Annotated in this window: 17 protein-coding genes; 3 read left to right on the top strand and 14 right to left on the bottom strand. The window is 70.6% G+C overall.

Going from position 1 to position 17259, the window contains the following annotated elements; all coding sequences use genetic code 11:
* The first annotated feature begins 11 nt into the window (after positions 1–11).
* Positions 12–1346: an FAD-dependent monooxygenase gene (locus tag AB0C17_RS07405; protein ID WP_357477186.1), complete on the top strand. Its 1335-nt coding sequence runs from the start codon at positions 12–14 to the stop codon at positions 1344–1346.
* Between the two features lie 153 nt (positions 1347–1499).
* Here the strand turns inward: AB0C17_RS07405 and AB0C17_RS07400 are convergent, their stop codons facing one another.
* From AB0C17_RS07400 to AB0C17_RS07360, 9 genes are all read right to left on the bottom strand, one after another.
* Complete coding sequence (locus tag AB0C17_RS07400; protein ID WP_357468066.1) at positions 1500–2315, bottom strand: TIGR03084 family metal-binding protein; 816 nt, start codon at positions 2313–2315, stop codon at positions 1500–1502.
* A 152-nt stretch (positions 2316–2467) separates the two neighbouring features.
* Positions 2468–3331 carry a maleylpyruvate isomerase N-terminal domain-containing protein gene (locus AB0C17_RS07395; protein ID WP_357468069.1) on the bottom strand — a complete coding sequence of 288 codons (864 nt, stop codon included), beginning with the start codon at positions 3329–3331 and terminating at the stop codon, positions 2468–2470.
* A gap of 71 nt (positions 3332–3402) precedes the next feature.
* Positions 3403–4254: an ABC transporter permease gene (locus AB0C17_RS07390; RefSeq protein ID WP_357391011.1), complete on the bottom strand. Its 852-nt coding sequence runs from the start codon at positions 4252–4254 to the stop codon at positions 3403–3405.
* Positions 4251–5222 carry an ATP-binding cassette domain-containing protein gene (locus AB0C17_RS07385; protein ID WP_357391009.1) on the bottom strand — a complete coding sequence of 324 codons (972 nt, stop codon included), beginning with the start codon at positions 5220–5222 and terminating at the stop codon, positions 4251–4253. The genes AB0C17_RS07390 and AB0C17_RS07385 overlap by 4 nt, the downstream gene beginning before the upstream one ends.
* A gap of 230 nt (positions 5223–5452) precedes the next feature.
* Positions 5453–6154 (bottom strand): MerR family transcriptional regulator, encoded by a 702-nt coding sequence (locus AB0C17_RS07380; protein ID WP_357391007.1) that lies wholly within the window; start codon positions 6152–6154, stop codon positions 5453–5455.
* 52 nt (positions 6155–6206) lie between these two features.
* Positions 6207–7001 carry a TIGR03084 family metal-binding protein gene (locus AB0C17_RS07375; RefSeq protein ID WP_357391005.1) on the bottom strand — a complete coding sequence of 265 codons (795 nt, stop codon included), beginning with the start codon at positions 6999–7001 and terminating at the stop codon, positions 6207–6209.
* Positions 6985–7545, bottom strand: coding sequence for a copper resistance protein CopC (locus tag AB0C17_RS07370; protein ID WP_357391003.1), 561 nt, complete (start codon positions 7543–7545; stop codon positions 6985–6987). The genes AB0C17_RS07375 and AB0C17_RS07370 overlap by 17 nt, the downstream gene beginning before the upstream one ends.
* A 1-nt stretch (position 7546) precedes the next feature.
* Positions 7547–8125 carry a hypothetical protein gene (locus tag AB0C17_RS07365; RefSeq protein ID WP_357391001.1) on the bottom strand — a complete coding sequence of 193 codons (579 nt, stop codon included), beginning with the start codon at positions 8123–8125 and terminating at the stop codon, positions 7547–7549.
* Positions 8126–8207: 82 nt separating this feature from the next.
* Entirely contained in the window at positions 8208–9221 is a 1014-nt protein-coding gene (locus AB0C17_RS07360; RefSeq protein WP_357390999.1) for an NAD-dependent epimerase/dehydratase family protein, read from the bottom strand.
* Between the two features lie 105 nt (positions 9222–9326).
* On the opposite strand from AB0C17_RS07360, the gene AB0C17_RS07355 reads away from it, so the two are divergent.
* Complete coding sequence (locus tag AB0C17_RS07355) at positions 9327–9758, top strand: SCP2 sterol-binding domain-containing protein (protein ID WP_357390997.1); 432 nt, start codon at positions 9327–9329, stop codon at positions 9756–9758.
* A 56-nt stretch (positions 9759–9814) separates the two neighbouring features.
* Here the strand turns inward: AB0C17_RS07355 and AB0C17_RS07350 are convergent, their stop codons facing one another.
* A complete protein-coding gene (locus AB0C17_RS07350; protein WP_357468072.1) occupies positions 9815–11449 on the bottom strand; it encodes an FAD-dependent oxidoreductase in 1635 nt (544 codons plus the stop codon).
* Positions 11446–11976 carry a DUF5987 family protein gene (locus tag AB0C17_RS07345; RefSeq protein ID WP_357389658.1) on the bottom strand — a complete coding sequence of 177 codons (531 nt, stop codon included), beginning with the start codon at positions 11974–11976 and terminating at the stop codon, positions 11446–11448. The genes AB0C17_RS07350 and AB0C17_RS07345 overlap by 4 nt, the downstream gene beginning before the upstream one ends.
* A gap of 217 nt (positions 11977–12193) precedes the next feature.
* Between AB0C17_RS07345 and AB0C17_RS07340 the strand changes: the two genes are divergently transcribed.
* Positions 12194–12601: an SgcJ/EcaC family oxidoreductase gene (locus AB0C17_RS07340; protein WP_357389656.1), complete on the top strand. Its 408-nt coding sequence runs from the start codon at positions 12194–12196 to the stop codon at positions 12599–12601.
* Between the two features lie 60 nt (positions 12602–12661).
* Here the strand turns inward: AB0C17_RS07340 and AB0C17_RS07335 are convergent, their stop codons facing one another.
* The 3 genes from AB0C17_RS07335 to AB0C17_RS07325 all read right to left on the bottom strand — a co-directional run bounded on the left by AB0C17_RS07335 (position 12662) and on the right by AB0C17_RS07325 (position 17245).
* A complete protein-coding gene (locus tag AB0C17_RS07335; RefSeq protein ID WP_357477182.1) occupies positions 12662–14041 on the bottom strand; it encodes an MFS transporter in 1380 nt (459 codons plus the stop codon).
* A gap of 274 nt (positions 14042–14315) precedes the next feature.
* The gene (locus AB0C17_RS07330; protein WP_357389652.1) at positions 14316–15311 is read right to left on the bottom strand and encodes an enediyne biosynthesis protein; all 996 of its coding nucleotides are present in this window, start codon (positions 15309–15311) and stop codon (positions 14316–14318) included.
* Entirely contained in the window at positions 15308–17245 is a 1938-nt protein-coding gene (locus tag AB0C17_RS07325) for a VCBS repeat-containing protein (RefSeq protein WP_357468196.1), read from the bottom strand. The genes AB0C17_RS07330 and AB0C17_RS07325 overlap by 4 nt, the downstream gene beginning before the upstream one ends.
* Positions 17246–17259 lie beyond the last annotated feature (14 nt).

Genomic DNA, 17259 nt, shown 5'->3' with positions numbered 1-17259 from the left:
CTGTCCGGGTCATGGCTGGTGACGCGACAGCGGTGGTGATCGGTGCGAGCATGGGCGGCCTGCTTACCGCCCGGGCGCTCAGCGAGCATTTCGCGCGGGTGGTCGTGATCGACCGGGACCTGCTGCCCGACACACCGGCGAGCCGCCGCCACGTGCCGCAGGACCGGCAGCTGCACGTGCTGCTGGCCCGCGGCAGGTCGGTGCTCGAGGAACTGTTCCCGGGGCTGTCCGCACAACTGCGCGACGCCGGCGCGCCCATCGTCGACCTGCACGAGCAGGTCCACTGGTACAACGACGGATACCGCATGCGGCGGGCACCGTCGGACCTCATCGGCGTCGGGGTGAGCCGCCCCCTGCTGGAGCACGTGATCCGCACCCGGGTCGCCGAGCTGCCCGGTGTGGAGCTGGTGCCGCGGACCGACGTCACCGGCCTGCTCACCGACACCGGCGGTATGACCGTCACGGGCGTCCAGGTGGCCTCGCACAGCCAGACCGCGACGCCGTACACCATCACGGCGGACCTCGTCGTCGACGCCGGGGGCCGCGCCTCCCGCAGCCCTCGGTGGCTGGCCGAGCTCGGCTACCGGCCGCCGCCGGAGGATCGGGTCCGCGTCGACGTCACGTACGTCACCCGCCTCTACCAGCGCTGCCCGGAGCACCTTGACGGCCTGCTCGGCGCGCTGACGAACGCCGTACCGGGGGCGCCCCGCGCCGGGATCGCCGCAGCTCTGGAAGGCGACCGGGTGGCGATCGCGCTGAACGGCATGCTCGGCGAGCAGCCGCCGACGGATGACGCGGGCATGGCGGCATTCGCCGAGAGACTGGCGGCACCGCACATCGCGACGATCGTCCGGTCCGCCCCACCGGCCGGTGAGCCGGTGACGATGCGGTTTCCGGCCAGCATCCGCCGGCGGTACGAGCGGCTGCGCCGGTTCCCGTCCGGATACCTGGTCGTCGCCGACGCCCTGTGCAGCTTCAATCCCATCTACGGGCAGGGCATGACGGTCGCGGCGCTGGAGGCGCTGTTGCTGCGCCGCCTGCTCACCGAGCACGGCACCGCGATCGCGCCTCGCTTCTTCCGTGGCGCGGCCCGGATCATCGACGGCCCGTGGGCGATCGCGGTCGGCACCGACCTGCGGTTCCCTGAGGTGCCGGGCCGGCGCGGGGCCCGGGTGCGGCTCACCAACAGGTTCGTGCACCGGCTGCATGTCGCGGCCAGCCACGACGCGGTGCTCGGCGCGGCGTTCCTGCGGGTGCTCAACCTCGTGCAGCCTCCGGCGTCACTGCTCAGGCCGGGCATCGTCCTACGGGTCCTGCGCGGGTCCCTGAGGGCGAGGACACCGTAGCGCTCCACTGTCGACACGGCGGAGTCGTGCCGGACATGGGCGCTTCCTCATCCGTGGCGGCCAGTCGGCGGGCCATGCCGCGGGCCGGGTGCGGCGGCGCCGCTGCCGGCGCGTTCCCGCCGAACCCGGCCGGGTGGGGGGCGTCGCCCGCTGTCAGGCGGGCGACCGGGAGCCGGCGAACTGACCGGCCGCGCGTCCCCTGCCGGCCGGGCCACGGTAGGCCTGCGCCAACCCGATCCACGTGCGCGCGTCCGCGCCGGTGGCGACGAGGCCCAGGTCGCTGTGATGGCGGCGGCGGGTCGCGAGCAGGCACAGGTCGACAGCGGAGCCGGTGACCGACTGGGCCGCGTCGGCCGGGCCGAACGTCCACTGCTCGCCCGAAGGCGCCGTGACCTGGAAGCGGAACTGCTCAGCCGGCGGGGTCAGGTCATTGGCCTGGTAGCCGAACTCCCAGGTGTGCACGACGAACTCCACGATCCGCCTGATGCGGTCGGTGTGTCGCCGTTGAACGCCGAGCGCGTCGGCGATGTCCTGGCCGTGGGCGAAGAGCTCCGTCATGCCGGCCGCGCACAGTACGGGCGCCGGGATCGGCCGGACGAGCCACGGTACGAGCGTCCCGTCCGGAACGGCCGCGAGTGCCGCGACGCCGGCGTCACGCTCGGCCCGCCACCGGGCGAGGAGCGCTTGCCGCGGCAGCACGAGGTATTCCGCCAGTGCGGCGTTGACAGCCCGGTCGAAGGCGCCGAAGCCGGTGCCGATGCGCTGGGTCAGGGCGATGAACGCCTCGGGGTCGGCGGCGGCGAGGCCGGCGATGCGAAAGACGAAGGCCAGATGACCGACCTGATGGGCGACGGTCCAGCCCTCGGCAGGCGTGGGCAGTGTCCATTGCTCGTCGGTGAGACCGGCGACCATGCGGTCGACGTCCTCGGCACCGGCGGTCAGATCGGCGATCACGTCGTGTGCTGTCACGTTTGGAGCCTCCGGTCGAGGGGGGATCGGTGTATGCCTCAAGCCTGCGGCCGTTCGCTCGCCGTGTCGTCTCCGCCCGTGCCCGTGGACGGCGTCTGCCGCGGCCCGGCCCTGTCCGTCTCGGTCTGAAGGCGGACCGATGGGCTCACCGTTCAGGCACGGGCGTTGTTGGGCATGTGCACGACCCGCAGGAAGGCCCGTAACCGCCACGGGCGGGGGCCGCCGACGATCACGTCCCGGGCGGCCGCGGCGCGCAGCGCGCCGACGCGGCCGAAGAGCATCAGGTTGAAGCGGGCCGGGCGGAAGGTCAGGCTGACGTCGTACGGGTCGTCGGGCGGCGCGACCACGACCCGGCCCCGGTCCAGCGCCAATGTCGCCGTCGTGGTGTGCGCGGAGCGGAACTGGACCGCGATGCGACGGCGGGGCATGCGGACCGAGGGGTTGAGCAGCGCGCCGTAGTCGTTACGGATCATGTCGACGAGGAACAGGTCGAAGAACAGCCCCGCGTCGGCGTCCGGCATCCGCCACGGCAGGCGGGCCGCCCGCGCGATGTCCCAGCCGTGCACGAGCATCTCGTTGACGAGGTGTGCGAGCACCCCGGCCACTGTCACCTGGGCGTTGCCCAGCCAGGTGACGGTGGAGGCCGGGTCGGCGGTACGGGTGACGAGCAGGATGCGCTCGATCGACGTCCGCAGCTCGTGCAGGACGACCCGCGGGTCGCGCTCGGTGAGGTGCCGCATGACGTGGGAGTTCGCGTCGGCGACGGTGTCGACGTTGGTGTCCGACAGCAGTTCACGCAGGCCCGGCACCGGCAGCGGTGGCGCGTCGGGGTCGAGCAACAGCAGACACAGTGAGCCGATGGACAGCACATGGGCGGCGGAGTCGGCGATGGACCACTCCGCGGTCGCCATCGCCGCGGGATCGGGTACGGATCTGACGAGCGCGTCGAAGCGTCGGCCGGTGTCGAGCACAGCGGCCCGGGCCCGCGTCCAGTCATCCCGCGTCACGGCTGTCATCGGCACCATCCAGGAGACGTGTTGCGGCCGCACTCGGGCATCCGGCCGGGTCCACCCACTGCCGGCAGGGTTCAGCGGCGGTTGTACAGGCGCATGGTCAGGGCACCGAAGATCAGCGTGAGGGCCGCTGCCGCGGCCAGCGTCCAGGTGATCTCGGCCATGTCCCAGTCGCCGGCCATCATCGAACGGACGCCGGTCACCAGGTGGCTGATCGGGTTCACCTCGACGAATGCCTGCAGCCAGCCCGGCATCGTGCGCGGGTCGACGTAGACGTTGCTCAGGAAGGTCAGGGGCATCAGGACCAGGAAGCTGAAGCCCATCACCGACTTGTCCGAGCGCAGGAGCAGACCGACCATGGTCCACACCCAGGAGAAGCCGAAGGAGAAGACCACGAGCAGGCCGATCGCCGCGGCCACGCCCGCTGGGCCGCCCTCGGGGCGGAAGCCGAGAACCAGGCCGACGCACATGATGACCACGGCTGCCAGGATGTAGCGCACGACGTCGCCGAAGATCATGCCGACCAGGGGTGCGGGGCGCCAGACCGACAGGGTGCGGAAGCGGTCGAAGATGCCCTTCTCGATGTCGATATTGAGGCCCACACCGGTGTACATGGTGATCATCACGACGCTGGTGACCATGACGCCGGGCAGGAAGAACTGCAGATACTCACCCGTGGAGCCGGCCAGCGCCCCGCCGAAGAGGTAAGTGAACATCAGCGTCATGATGAGCGGAAAGGCCGTCACGTCGAAAAGCTGTTCGGGAACATGCTTGATCTTCAGCATGGCCCGCCAGCCGAAGGTCAGTGACGCCGACAGCGAGCTCGGGCGCGGTGGGCGTTCGTCGCGGGCCAGCACCGCGGCAAGGGTCTCCGCCGACGGGATGTAGACCGTGGGCGCATCGGGGGCGCTCGTCGCGGTGCTCATGCGCTGACCTCCTCATGTGCCGGCCGGTCGGTGAGAGCCAGGAAGACCTCGTCCAGGCTGGGCTGGCCGAGGGCGAAGTCGTCGACGACGATCCCGGCGCCGGCCAGCGCCGCCAGGGCGCGGGAGGCCTGCTCGGTGGCGCCCTGCTCGGAGCCCGCGGTACGCGCCGACAACGCCACCGGGTCGGCGTCCAGGTCGATCGTCGTCTCCAGGGCGGTGGCCAGGATGCGTTCGGCGGCCAGCCGCTGCGCGGCGTCGCGAATCCGGACGTGGATCGTGCCCGCGCCCACCGAGGACTTCAGCTCCCCGGGCGTGCCCTCGGCGATCACCCGACCGTGGTCGATCACCGCGATGCGTCCGGCCAGCCGGTCGGCCTCGTCCAGGTACTGCGTGGTCAGTAATACCGTTGTGCCGTTCGCCACCACCAGCCGGATGATGTCCCAGACCTGGTTGCGGCTACGCGGGTCGAGGCCGGTCGTCGGCTCGTCCAGGAACAGCAGGTCCGGAGTGTTCAGGATGCTGGCGCCGATGTCCAGGCGCCGGCGCATGCCCCCGGAGTACTTCTTCACCTGCCGGTCGGCCGCGTCGGTCAGTCCGAACGCCTCCAGAATCCGCTCGGCGCGGGTACGGGCACCAGACCGGGAGTGACCGAGCAGGCGTGCCAGCAGAGTCAGGTTCTCCGCGCCGGTCAGGTCCTCGTCGACGGAGGCGTACTGGCCGGTGAGGCTGATGTGGCGGCGTACCGCGTCGGGATCGGCCGCCACGTCCTTGCCGAAGACATGGGCGCTGCCGCCGTCGGGCCGCAGCAGCGTGGCGAGCATGCGCACCACGGTGGTCTTGCCGGCCCCGTTCGGGCCGAGCAGGCCGTAGACGGTGCCGGCGGGTACCGTAAGGTCGACGCCGTCGACCGCGCGGTTGGCGCCGAAGGACTTGGCCAGGCCCGCGGTCTCGATCGCCGGCGCGCTCATCGGGAGAACCCCGGACCGGGGCCGGTGCCGTCTCCGTGCTCTGTTCCGGGTGTCCCGAGCAGGTCCAGCTCTGTCGCGCCGGGTGGCATCGCGGCCCCTTCCATCGTGGAACGCCGAGAGTTCATTGTTCCGGGCGCGGTGCCAGGCAGACATCTTCCGCATTGCGGCCGTGCCCCGCACGTCGGAGAAACGACACCGCTCTGGTGACCGACCGGACGAAGGAGTGGGTGTCAGCCGCCGAACCGCACGGCCACCGCGTTTCGGCGGACCGTCCGCAGCATCACCGACATCAACACGTCGAACAACACACTGCGCACCATGGCCTCAGCCTTGGCGTCACGGTCGGACCCCTGGACCAGACCCATCTCCGCATCCACCACGCTGCCCGCCGCCTGCGCGAACGTCAGGAAGTACCGACCATGAGCATCACAGCCGAGAGCGCGCAACGTGGTAAGCACCTGAACCAACGACTCACGCCCCGACCGCGTGGCCTCCTCGTCCCACCCCAACCTGTCAGCCAGCGCATCGATGTCCGCCCGCGCCGCCTCCACACCGTCGAAATCAGCCGGATACGGTGAAGCGGTGAACCCCACCCGGTCCAGCCCCGTATAAACCCCCGCCAACGTCACACCCGGATCCTCAAGCACCGTCAACAGACCCCGCACCGCGCCGATCTCCAACCCACCCACCGTGGTGAGCGCCCGGATCAGGCGCAGCCGCTCCAGATGACACTCCTCGTACCGCGCCTGGTTACGCGCGGTCGGCGTCCCCGGCGGCAACAGACCTTCACGGAGGTAGAACTTCACCGTGGGGATCGGCATGCCGGCCCGCCGGGCCAGTTCCGAGATGCGCAAACCCACCCCCGTCGCCGAGTGACCTTGCCGCGAGTCTGCCACGATCGTCACGACAGAGCTACCGCAGAAATCCTGCACGCTGGGAATGTCGACTGTAGTAATTGAACAGTCGCGGCGACTGGGCCTGTTCTCAGTGGTCGAACTGGCCTGGACGGCGGCCCTCTCCGGCCGGGCCGCGGTACGCCTGGGCGATGTCGAGCCACCGGTCCGCCTCCGCGCCGGTTCCGGTCAGGGCCAGGTCATCGCGGTGCCGACGGCGGGTGGCGAGCAGGCACAGGTCCACGGCAGGCCCACTGATCACGTCGGTCGCGTCGTCCGCGCCGTACGTCCAGAGGGCGCCGGACGGCGCGGTCACCTCGAACCGCAGCCGAGCGTCGGGCGTCTCCAGAGCGCGGGACTGGTATCCGAAATCCCAGGTGCGGGAGATGAAGTCGACGAGGTGCCGCAGCCCGTCGTCATGGGTGCGACGCACGCCCAGCGCGTCGGCGATGTCCTGCCCGTGGGCGAACAACTCCATCATGCCCGCCGCCGCCAGCACCGCGGCCGGCAACGGGCGCACCAGCCACGGCACGATCTGCATGGGCGGGGTCTTGGCCAGCGCCTCGTCGACCGCCACCCGCCCGGCCCGCCACTTCTTGAGCAGCACGTCGCGCGGCTCGCCGAGGTAGACGCCGAGGGCGCGCCGCACGTTGGCGTCGAAGTCGCCCCCGAGGGACGCCGTGAACGCGCGGAAGTCGTCGGGCGCGGAGACCGCGGTCTCCGCCATCCGGAACGTGGCGGTCAGGTGGGCGATCTGGTGCGCGACGGTCCAGCCCGGAGCCGGCGTCGGCCGGTCCCAGCCCGCGGCGTCGAGGTCCGCGACCAGCCGGTCGACCTCCTCGCCCTGGGCGGCGAGCTGTACGTAGACGTCAGGCAGTGCGGTCATCGGGGTTCCTTTCGCTCGAGGGGAGGCGCCAGGCGACGGGGGCGGCGCCGGGCCGGCGGACGACCAGGAGGAAGACCACGGCGAGGACGACCAGGCCGTCGATGACCAGCAGCGTGGCGCTGACCGGGTCGACGTCGTGCCCGCCGTGCCCGGCGTGGGCGCCGCTGTCGTCGGCGGCCGGATCGGTGAGGACACGGAAACGGCGGGTGCCCTGCTCCTGCCCGCCGTCGGCGAACGTCACGGAGTAGACGATGGTGAAGTCACCGGCTCGCGCGATGCCCACCGGCTGCGTCAGGCTGAGCCCGGCGCGGACCGGCCCGCCCGGCCCGTCGACCGGGCGGCCGTCGCCGGACACCACCCTGACCCGCGACGTCTCGGCGACCGGGGCGCGGGTGAAGGTCAGCGTGACCTGCCGCGGCGCGGCGGCGAGGGCCGCGCCGTCGGCCGGGTCGCTGACCGTCGCCGCCACCGCGGCGGCCGGTGCGAGCAGGAGCACCGACGCCGCGAGCAGCGGCAGCACCGCGTTCCGGAGAAGCCGTGGCATGTCAGGCCGTCGTCGGACGGGGAATGCCCGGCGAGAAGCTGGCCTGCGGTGCCGCGCAGTCGCAGGTGACCCTCGCCCGCTCGGTCGGGGTCGGGCGCAGGTGCAGGTACATGCCGATCAGCATCGGGATGAAGACGACGGAGTTGTAGAACAGGTGCAGCTCCACCCGGGGCATCACCAGCTGGGCGATGCTCGTGGGCACCGTGCCGCCGAAGAAGAAGGTGCCGGTCTGCGCCTGGATCAGCAGCAGCAGGTGCTCGATGTGGTGCCAGAACTGCAGCCCGAGCGCGATCCCCCACCACACCTTCGAGCGCCCGGAGAAGCCGGGGAACAGCAGGAACAGGAATACCAGCATCACGATGGCATAGCCGTAGTGCAGCCACTCGGAGCTGACCAGCCAGGGCCAGAACTGTCCCAGCACCCCGCGAGCCTGGGGGCGCGGCTTGTTGAGCACCCAGATCTGGTAGGCCTGCACGAGATGCTCGGCCCAGTGCGCGACCACAACGATGAGAAAGAGTCGCAGCGTGACCCGATGATAGCGCCCGTTCACGAGGGCGAGAACCCCGGATTTCTGTCCCATCATTCGTCTCCTCCAATGTGACGACGTCGACGAGTCACCTTATCGGCGCACTGAAGACCATCATTCTTCTGCCGTGCGGTATTCAGACTCCGATAGATTTGCGGGTGGCCGCCCGGCCGGCCTGGGCCGCGCTCAGGTGACCCGCTTCGCGCAGCCAGTGAACGGTGTCGGCCAGGGTGTCGACGAGCGGCCGCGGGGCCGGCGCGTCGTCGAGCGGGCGGGCCACCCCGCAGACGTAGATGGCGCCGTGCTCGACCGGGACGTGCACGGGCAGCACCCGCTGGGCGAGCCCGGCGAGCCGGCCCACCGGCAGCAACGCGGCGGCCGGCAGGTGCACGGCCGGCAGCCGGCGGCCCGTGACGTCACGCAGCGCCCGCAGCAGCTCCCGGGTGCGCACGAACCGGCCCGGCGCGGCGAGCTGGGCGGGCCCGCCGCGGATCAGCACGTCGGCGTGCCAGGCGGCGGCGTCGCGGACGTCCCCGATCGGGAAGCCCCCGTCCGGCCAGATCGGCATGAGGCCACGCAGCACGTCGCGCACCCGCCGGGTCTGGTCACCCAGACGCGGGTCGTGCGGCCCGAGCAGGGCCGGCGGGTAGGTGACGAGCACCGGCAGCCCGTCCCGCCGGTACTGCCGGGCCACCCGGTCGGCCTCCGCCTTGCTGGCCAGGTAGGGCTCCCGCGGGGCGCCGACCGGCGCATCCGAGGTGATCGGCCCGGTCGCGGGCAGCAGCGCGCCGAACGTCGAGACGTGCACGACCCGGTCCACACCGGCGTCACGGGCGGCGGCCAGCACGACCTCGGTGCCGCGGCGGTTGACCGCGCGCATCTCGGCGTGCCGGCGCGGATCGAAGCTGTAGACCGACGCCGCGTGCAGCACCCCGGCGCAGCCGCGCAGCGCCGCCACCACGGCCGCCGGATCGGTGACGTCCCCGAGCGCCATCGGCACACCGGCGGCACCGGCGGCGAGCGGCTCCAGCGCCTTCCGGGCCCGCTGCGGATCCCGTACGAGCAGCCGCACCGGAACCTCACGGCGGACCAGCTCGGCCGCGATGTGCGAACCGAGAAAGCCGGAGCCGCCGGTGATCAGAAATGTCATGGCGTACCTCTACGCATTCTGGGAGTTGGCCCGGGGTGCAGGCCGGCGAAAAGAATTGAAGAATCCCTCTTTGCACCTGAATGGAGTGACCGAATGGTGTCCATGGTGAACCCCGCGGAAGGCGCGGCTACTTTCGCGCGACAGGTCAAGAAGGCCTCGGACGCCGAATTGCGCGAGCTGGTCGCCGGGGACCGGCGCAAGACGGTTCTCGGCGACCTGATCGACGGCATGCCGGACGTGTTCCGGGCGGACCGCGCCGGTGCCCTCCAGGCCGTGGTGCACTGGCACGTGACCGGCCCCGCCGATGGCGAGGAGGACGTCTTCGAGCTGGAGATCGCCGGCGGCCGGTGCACGGTGTCCCCGCGACCGGCGCGCACGCCGCGGCTGGTGCTGCACCTCGACGCGGTCAACTTCGTCAAGATGACCACCGGCAACGCCAACGCCCGCATGCTCTTCCTGCGCGGCAGGCTGAAGGCCCGCGGTGACCTCGGTCTGATCAACAAGTTCCCCGCACTCTTCGACGTGCCCCGGCCCTGAGCGGCCGGGGCACGTCCCGGCAAGCGGCCGGGTCCGTCGAGGCGGACCCGGCCGTTTCACGCCTGGGCGAGGAGAGGACGGCGGCTGCTGGTGCGCGCCTCCGGCGGCTCGGCCACGTACCGCACCCCGACGCCGCGCCGGGCGACCGCCTCGACGATCCGGGGCACCGCCCGCTCGGCCAGCGCCGCGATGGTGAAGGCCGGGTTGACGGTCAACGCACCGGGCACCGACGAGCCGTCGGTGACGAAGATGCCGGGGTGGTTGCGCAACTCGTGCGTGTCGTCCAGGGCGGAGGTCTGCGGGTCGTCGCCGATCCGGCAGGACGACAACGGGTGCACCGTGTAGGCCCCGATCACCTCGTTGCTCCACGGCATCACCTTGGCCAGGCCGTCACGCTCCAGGATGTCGCGCACGTCCGCGTCGGCCCGCGCCCAGGCGGCCCGGGTGTTCGCCGTCGGGTCGTAACGCAGGGGGCCGCGGCTGAGCATCTGCTGCGAGACCCGGTCGGCGTTGCCGGTCTCCGGCGGCGGGCCGAAGACACCCTCGTTGTCGTCCTCGGACATGATGAAGATGGTCAGCCACGACTGCCAGCGGCGCAGCATCTCCTTCTTCTCGACGCCGAACCACGTGGGCCCGGTGGCGTCACGCACCTGAGCGAGGATCGTGCCGAAGCCGGGCGGGAAGTACAGCTGCTCCAGCGAGTAGCGGTGGAACTCCGGCAGGTTCCCGTCGAGCCGGTCCCAACTGGCGCAGACCGGGCCCTTGCCGATCTGGTACCCCTCGTAGGCCCGCCCGTCGGGGCGGGAGAGACCGAGCACCTCGCGCACCCGGTTCTCGTCGACGACCGCCGTGTTGAGCCGCTCGCCGTTGCCCGAGAAGTACCGGCCCACGGCGGCCGGCATCTCGCCGAGGTCGGCCTCGGAGCGTTGCAGGATCGCCGGGGTCGCCGCCGCGCCGGCCGCGACGATCACGACCTTGCAGTCGATCGCGCCGCTGCCTGTGACGTTGCGGTAGTCCACCTCGTCCACCGTGTTGAAGTGCACCCGGTAGCCGTCGTCGGTGCGCGAGATGCGCTGCACCTCGTGCAGGGGCCGGATCCGGGCGCCGTGCGCCAGCGCCCCGGGCAGGTAGTTGAGCAGCAGTGAGCGCTTCGCGTCGAACCGGCAGCCGGACATCATCCAGTTGCAGTTCGTGCACTTGTCCCGGTCGATGGCGGCGGGCACCGGGTTGGCCGTACGGTCCGCGTGCGCGCACGCCGCCCCGAACAGGCCCCCGGAGTACGTGACGTCGTTCCAGTCCTGACGGGTGATCGGCAGCGACTCGGCGACCATGTCGTACCAGGGATCGAGCTCGGCACGGTTGATGCTGCTCGGCCACAACCGCCGTCCCGCGCCGCCGAGCCGCTCGAAGGCGTACCGGGGCGCCCGTGGCATGGCCGCGAAATAGACGACGCTGCCGCCGCCGACGCAGTTGCCACCGAGGATGTTCATGCCGTCGCCCATGGTGAACTCGAAGGCCCGGGTGCTCGAGCTGCCGAACTTGAAGTCGTGCTCGAACTCCTCGCCGGTGAGCCACGGACCGCGTTCGAGCACGACGACGCGGGCGCCGCCGGCAGCGAGCCGGTAGGCCGGGATCGCGCCACCGAAGCCGCTGCCGATCACCAGGACGTCGGTGGTCTCAATACCTGTCATGCGGGATCTCCCGAGGGTGTGGTGTGCGGGTGCGGGGAGGCGAGCACCCGGCGGTAGGAGAAGTCCGGGAAGCGCCACAGGCCGTCGGCGTCGGGCCCGTTGAAGCCCATCGTGGTCAGGCCCGGGTGGCCGGCGGCCAGGGCCTCGGTGGTGTGCACGGAGGCACCGGTGTCCCAGGCCATCACGCTGAACATGGCGAGCGGGACCCACAGGTCCTGCTCGTCGGTGCGTGGCGCCATCAGCTCGGCGGCCAACGCGGTCCGGTCGTCGAAGTCCAGGGCGACGAAGGCGGGAACGCTGTCGTCGAGGGTCAGGCCGTGCTTGTCGGCGTACGCTTGCGCGTGGTCGTTGAGCCCGATCACGAGCGTCGGCAGCAGCCCGCCGAGGCCGCCCTCCTCGGACGCCATCAGATCGACGGCGCCGGACGCGACAGCGCCCCCGCCGTCGGCCGCGCCGGCGACGGCTCGGTCGGTGGCGTGCCGCCGCTCTCCGGGGATGATGGTGTCCGCGAAGGCCTCGAGCGTCATCACCTCGGAATCGGTCAACCGCGTGGATTCCGGTGGCATCCCTGCACCGCCTTTCTGCGAACGTCGAATCGAATTCTCATGTTCATTCGCTGCGCCGTTCGGGGTCATCTCTGGGCTTGCGGCACGATGCTGCGCACGCGTGAAGGCGCTACGCGGGCACGGATGTGGACACGATGGGGACGGCCGTTCCGCCGTCTCGTCGAGAAAGAGAGAGCCGATGACTTCGACTACCGCATCCACCGAACAGGCCGCCATCGCCGCCGTCCCGGCGCGCATGGTCAACGCGTGGCGTGAGCACGACGCCGACGCCTTCGCCCGGTTGTTCGCCGAGGACGGGACGCTGATCCTGCCCGGCGTCCTCGTTCAGGGACGCGAGGCCATCAGGCAGTTCATGACGAACGCGTACGCCGGTCCCTACCGCGGTACGACGGTCACCGGGACGCCGATCGCGATCCGGCCGCTCGGTCCCGGCGCCGTGGCGCTGCTGACCGAGGGCGGGGTGATCGAGGCCGGCGCCGAGGAACTGGCGCCCGAGAACGCGATCCGGGCGTCGTGGATCCTCGTCAAGGAGAACGACGACTGGGTGCTCGCGGTCTATCAGAACTGCCCGCGCGACCGTTCCTGACGTCCCTTTCGACCAGACCGAACACGCCGCCGGTGAATACACACCGGCGGCGTGTTCGTCTCACCGCTGCCCGGTGGGACTCAGTTCGGCGGAAGCCGCCGGGGACTGCGTGTAACGCCGGCTCAGCTGTCGGTACGAACGGCTCAGCATCGCCAGGACGGTGACGATCAGGCCGACGACGCCGCTCAGCATGAACATGAGCGCGAGGCCGCGGTCGGTGCCGGTGCCGTACCAGCCGCCGATCGCCCGGGCACCGGCGCCGTCGGTCATGAACGGGACGACCAGGAACTGGGCGATCGGCGCGACCAGGAACGCGGCCAGCGGTGAGGCGGCCTGCTCGACGCTCTGCGCGAAGCCGAAGACGCGCCCCTGCCGCTCGTAGGGCACCACCTTCTGCAGGATCGTCTGCTCGGAGGCCTCCGCGTACGGCTGGAGCAGGGTGTAGATGAACATGCCCACGGACAGCAGGATGATCGAGGACCGCACCGGGAACAGCAGGGTGACCGCCCACAGGCAGAGGTTCACGATGAGCAGCAACCGCACCGGGTTCCTGCTCAGGCCGGTCCGGGCGATGATCAGCCCGCCGACGATGAAGCCCGTGGACAGCACACCCCAGAGCAACCCCCACGCCTGGACCGACATCAGCGTCAGTCCATAGGGGGTGATCAGCGCCAGGAACACGCCGCTGAGAACGTTGTTGAACGCCGAGAAGACGATCAGGCCACCCAGCCCGGACGCCTGGCCGATCACCCGAATGGTGCCCCGCAGATCCACCATGCCGCCCGGCACGGCCACGTCGGGCGCCGGCCCGTGGGAGGCCGGCTCACCCGGACGGGTGTCGGTGGCCGCGCGCTCGGGAACGGGCACGAGGCGCAGGTGCGCCACGGAGGCGGCGAGCACCACCAGGGCCAGGACCAGCACCCAGAACATGCCGTCGACCGCCACGAGCACGCCACTGATCACGTTCGTGACGACGCCGACCACCCCGATGGTGGCACCGATCAGGCCGTTGGCGCGGTCCCTGGACTCCTCGGGGATCAGGACCGTCACCAGCGTCGGCAGTGCGATCAGGCGGATGTTGCCCGTGACGACGCCGAACATCAGCACCACCACCAGCGTCCACAGGACCACGCTGGTCGGGTCGGTGAACGACTCCGGCGACGCGGTCTCGTAGATCACGAAGGCCACGAGGTACAGCACCAGCGACACCACCGACGACACCTGCATCATCGTCTTCTTCGGATGGCGGTCGACCAGGCTGCCGAACCAGATGCCGGTCAGCGCGGACATCGCCAGGAAGAGCCCGGAGATCACTCCCGTGGCGAACACCGAGCGCGTCTGCACGTACACATAGAAGGTGACCCCGAACCAGACGGTGACGTTGATGATCGAGACCAGCACGGTGCTGACCAGAAGATGGTGGAAGGCCTTGCGCCTCACGTCGACGATGCTCATAAACGCCTCCCGCTTGAACGCCAGGTGAGTTCGGGCTCCGGGGCATCCGCGATCGCCCGGCGGCTTGGCGGTGCCGGGCGGCCGGGTGTCACCCGGACGACGCGACCGGGCCCAGTCTGGCCTCACGCCCGAACCCGGGGCATCTCCTGAAAAGCGCCCTCAGCGTCCGGCCGGGGCCGGGCTCGGGCGCGACGGCGTGGGCGCCGCCGCCGTCACGGGTACGGCGGCGACGCCCACACTGGTCGGCGTGGCGGCGTGCCTAGGCCAGGGCCGGGGCCAGCTGCGGCCGGCGGCTCTCCCGGTACGAACGCACCCACCAGTACAGGCCGCGGATGACACACACGATGGTGACCGCGAAGAACAGCGTGTAGACCACGTTGAAGACCATCAGGATGCCGTAGACGGTGGCCACCGAGGCGCCGAACATGAACATCGCGCGGCCGGTCGAGGGCGTCGTGCCCGGGTCCGTGATCATGTAGTTGGTGAACAGGACGAAGGCCACACCGGTCATCGGCACCAGCGCGCCCCACAGCGAGACGTCCCAGATCCAGTGCCGTACCAGTGCCTGGATGACGAAGCCGCCCGCCCAGCCCATGATCAGCAGGACCTTCCTGGTGAGCATGGCGTTCAGCACGGTGCCCGCCGTGAGGATGACGAACGGGACGATGAACGAGATCGCGTCCGGCACCGACTCGGTGAAGTGGTACGGCGGCGCGATGTTCACCCACGAGAAGGCGAGCAGGGTGATCGTGATGCCGAAGTTCGACGGGTTCAGGAAGTGGCGCATCCGTCCCTTGATCGGGGCACGGAAGACGTACTTCTGCCCGATCGCCACCACGACGGCGAACGCGATGGGCCAGAAGTGCACGTTGGCGTAGAGCAGCATGTTGCAGGCCAGCGCCGTGATGTGGGTGGGCAGCAGGAAGGTGTACATGCCCCACGCGCCGTTGCCGGCGTACTCCGGCCGGCGGCCGTTGGCCCACGCCGCCACCGACTCGATGGCGATCTCGGCGGTGTAGCCGACGGCCAGGGCCAGCAGCGGCCAGAGCCACGGCTGCTCGAAGCCGAGCACTGTGTAGCCGAGGATGTTGAAGACGCTCATCGAGATGGCGAAGTTGCGCAGCGCCTTGTAGCGGGGGTCGGCGGAGTCGACGCGGGCGGGCTCACGCGCCGCCTCTCCGGAGGCCGCGGCTGGTGAGACCAGCGGCTCTGCCGGCCGGGTCCTCGTCGCGGTCCGAACCTCGGTGTCGGTCATCGTCCTGGTACCTCCGTTGCCTGCTCGGTGAGCATTACGTCGTGCCACCCGTTGGTGAGGTCGAGCGTCTGGCTGCGGGCGACCCCGTTGGCGTCACGCCACTTGACGGTGGCCTCGACGGGCTGCGAGCCGGCGTCGCCGAGCCCGAAGAAGACGTCGAAACTGCGGCGGCCGCTGTGCCCGCCGCCACCGTCGAGCTGCGAGATCTGCATCCGGCCGTCGGCCCTCTTGATGCAGACCTGCGCGCCGTACGCGGGCGTACGGGCCCGGTCGTCGCCGAGCGCCGGGCGGAAGAGCCGCAGCCCGAGGAAGTTCCCCTTGCCGGCCTTGGCGTTGCGGTAGTAGACGGGCGCGTCCCACTGGCGGGCCACCGCGAAGTCCTGGCCACCGTCGTTGTCCGCGTCACCGACGGCGATCCCGCGCGTCGGCACCGGCACCGCGAGGCCGAGGTCCTCGCTGACGTTGAGGAACTTGCCGTCCTTGCCCGGCGCCCAGAACGCCAGCTTCTGGTGTCCGGCGATGTCGTCACCGGGCTCGGCCTTCGGCCACATGTGCGGGTTCTGCAACATGAGGTCGTTGCTCATGGCCAGTTCCTGCAGCCAGGGCCAGCGGTTGATGGTGCCCTTGACGAAGCCGTCCGCCTGCACCACCGCCAGGCGCCCGCTGTTGTCGAAGTCGGCCATCTTGGCATCCCAGCCCCAGCCGGTGAAGGCCATCTGGTGCTCGGCGGCCTTCTGGTCGTACGGGGCGATGCCCTTGCGGAGCTTCCGGCCCGCCTCCTGCTCGTTCGCGGCGTTGTTGCGCCAGACGAAGTTGCTCTCCTCGATGCCCCACGGGGTCGTGATGTTGCTGACGAACATGTCGAACCGGCCGGTGCCCATCAGGTCGCCGAAGTCGATCGACATGCCCTTGAACGAGTCGTGGCCGAGCACCATCGACTTCGGCGTCATGGCGCCGCGGCGTCCCTCCGTACCGGCGAACTTGATCTTTCCGGGGGTGGACACGTTGTGCAGGAGGTGGTCGTTGCCGAAGTCGTTCGCCAGGTACAGCTCGGGCAGCAGGTCGCCGTCCAGGTCCGCGGAGCCGGCTCCCAGCGTCCAACCGGACGCCAGCTTCGGCGGCACGGCGCCGGGCTGCTCCTGGTAGTTCACCGAGGGCCGGTCGCCGCCGGTGGCGCCGGTCCAGCGCAGCACGTGCGCGCCACCGCCGTTCTTCGCCCGGGACATGGAGTGGTTCATCTCGACGTTGCGCGGGGAGTCCGGGTCGAGTACCCCGCTGTCCGGGAAGTAGTTGAACACCCCGATGTCAGGGTGCGAGTCACCGTCGAAGTCGGCGACCGCCACCGCGTTGGTGTTCCACAGCGGGCCGTGGTAGCTGCCGTCCGCGGAGGGCGACTGGGGCACCAGCTCGGTCGGTTGGTAGGTCGCCTTGCTGAGCGACGTCGAGGCGCCGGCCTGCTTGTTGAGGAAGACGATCGGCGTGCGACCCCAGTAGTAGGTCAGCAGGTCCATCCGACCGTCCTGGTTGAAGTCACCGGGCGTGCAACCCATCGGCGCGACCCCCGGGCCGCTGGGCAGCGGCGCGGGATCCAGCACGAACGGCGCATACCGGGTCCCGGTTCCGGGTACGGGGGTGACGATGACGGAGTCGCTGCGGGTGTCCACCAGGCAGAGGTCCTGGGGGACGCCCGCCCCGGTGAGATCGTTGACGGCGATGCTCGCGCCGACCGACGAGATCCAGGAGCGGATGTGCTGGTAGTCCTGGTTCACCCGGCGGACGTTGTTGTTCGGCAGACCCGGCGGGAGGGCGATCGGGAGTTCGGTGAACTGGTAGCGGGACGAGATCTCGGCCCGCTCCGAGGCTGATGCGGACGGTGCGCGGGCGATGGCGTAGAGGCCGGCGACCAGCAGGATCGCGAACAGGGCCGGCAACATCCGCCGTGGCCGTC

This window comes from Micromonospora sp. NPDC048887 (genome assembly GCF_040649715.1).
GTDB lineage: Bacteria > Actinomycetota > Actinomycetes > Mycobacteriales > Micromonosporaceae > Micromonospora.
Note: the sequence above shows the minus strand (reverse complement) of the source record. Positions and strands in the feature narration are given on the sequence as shown.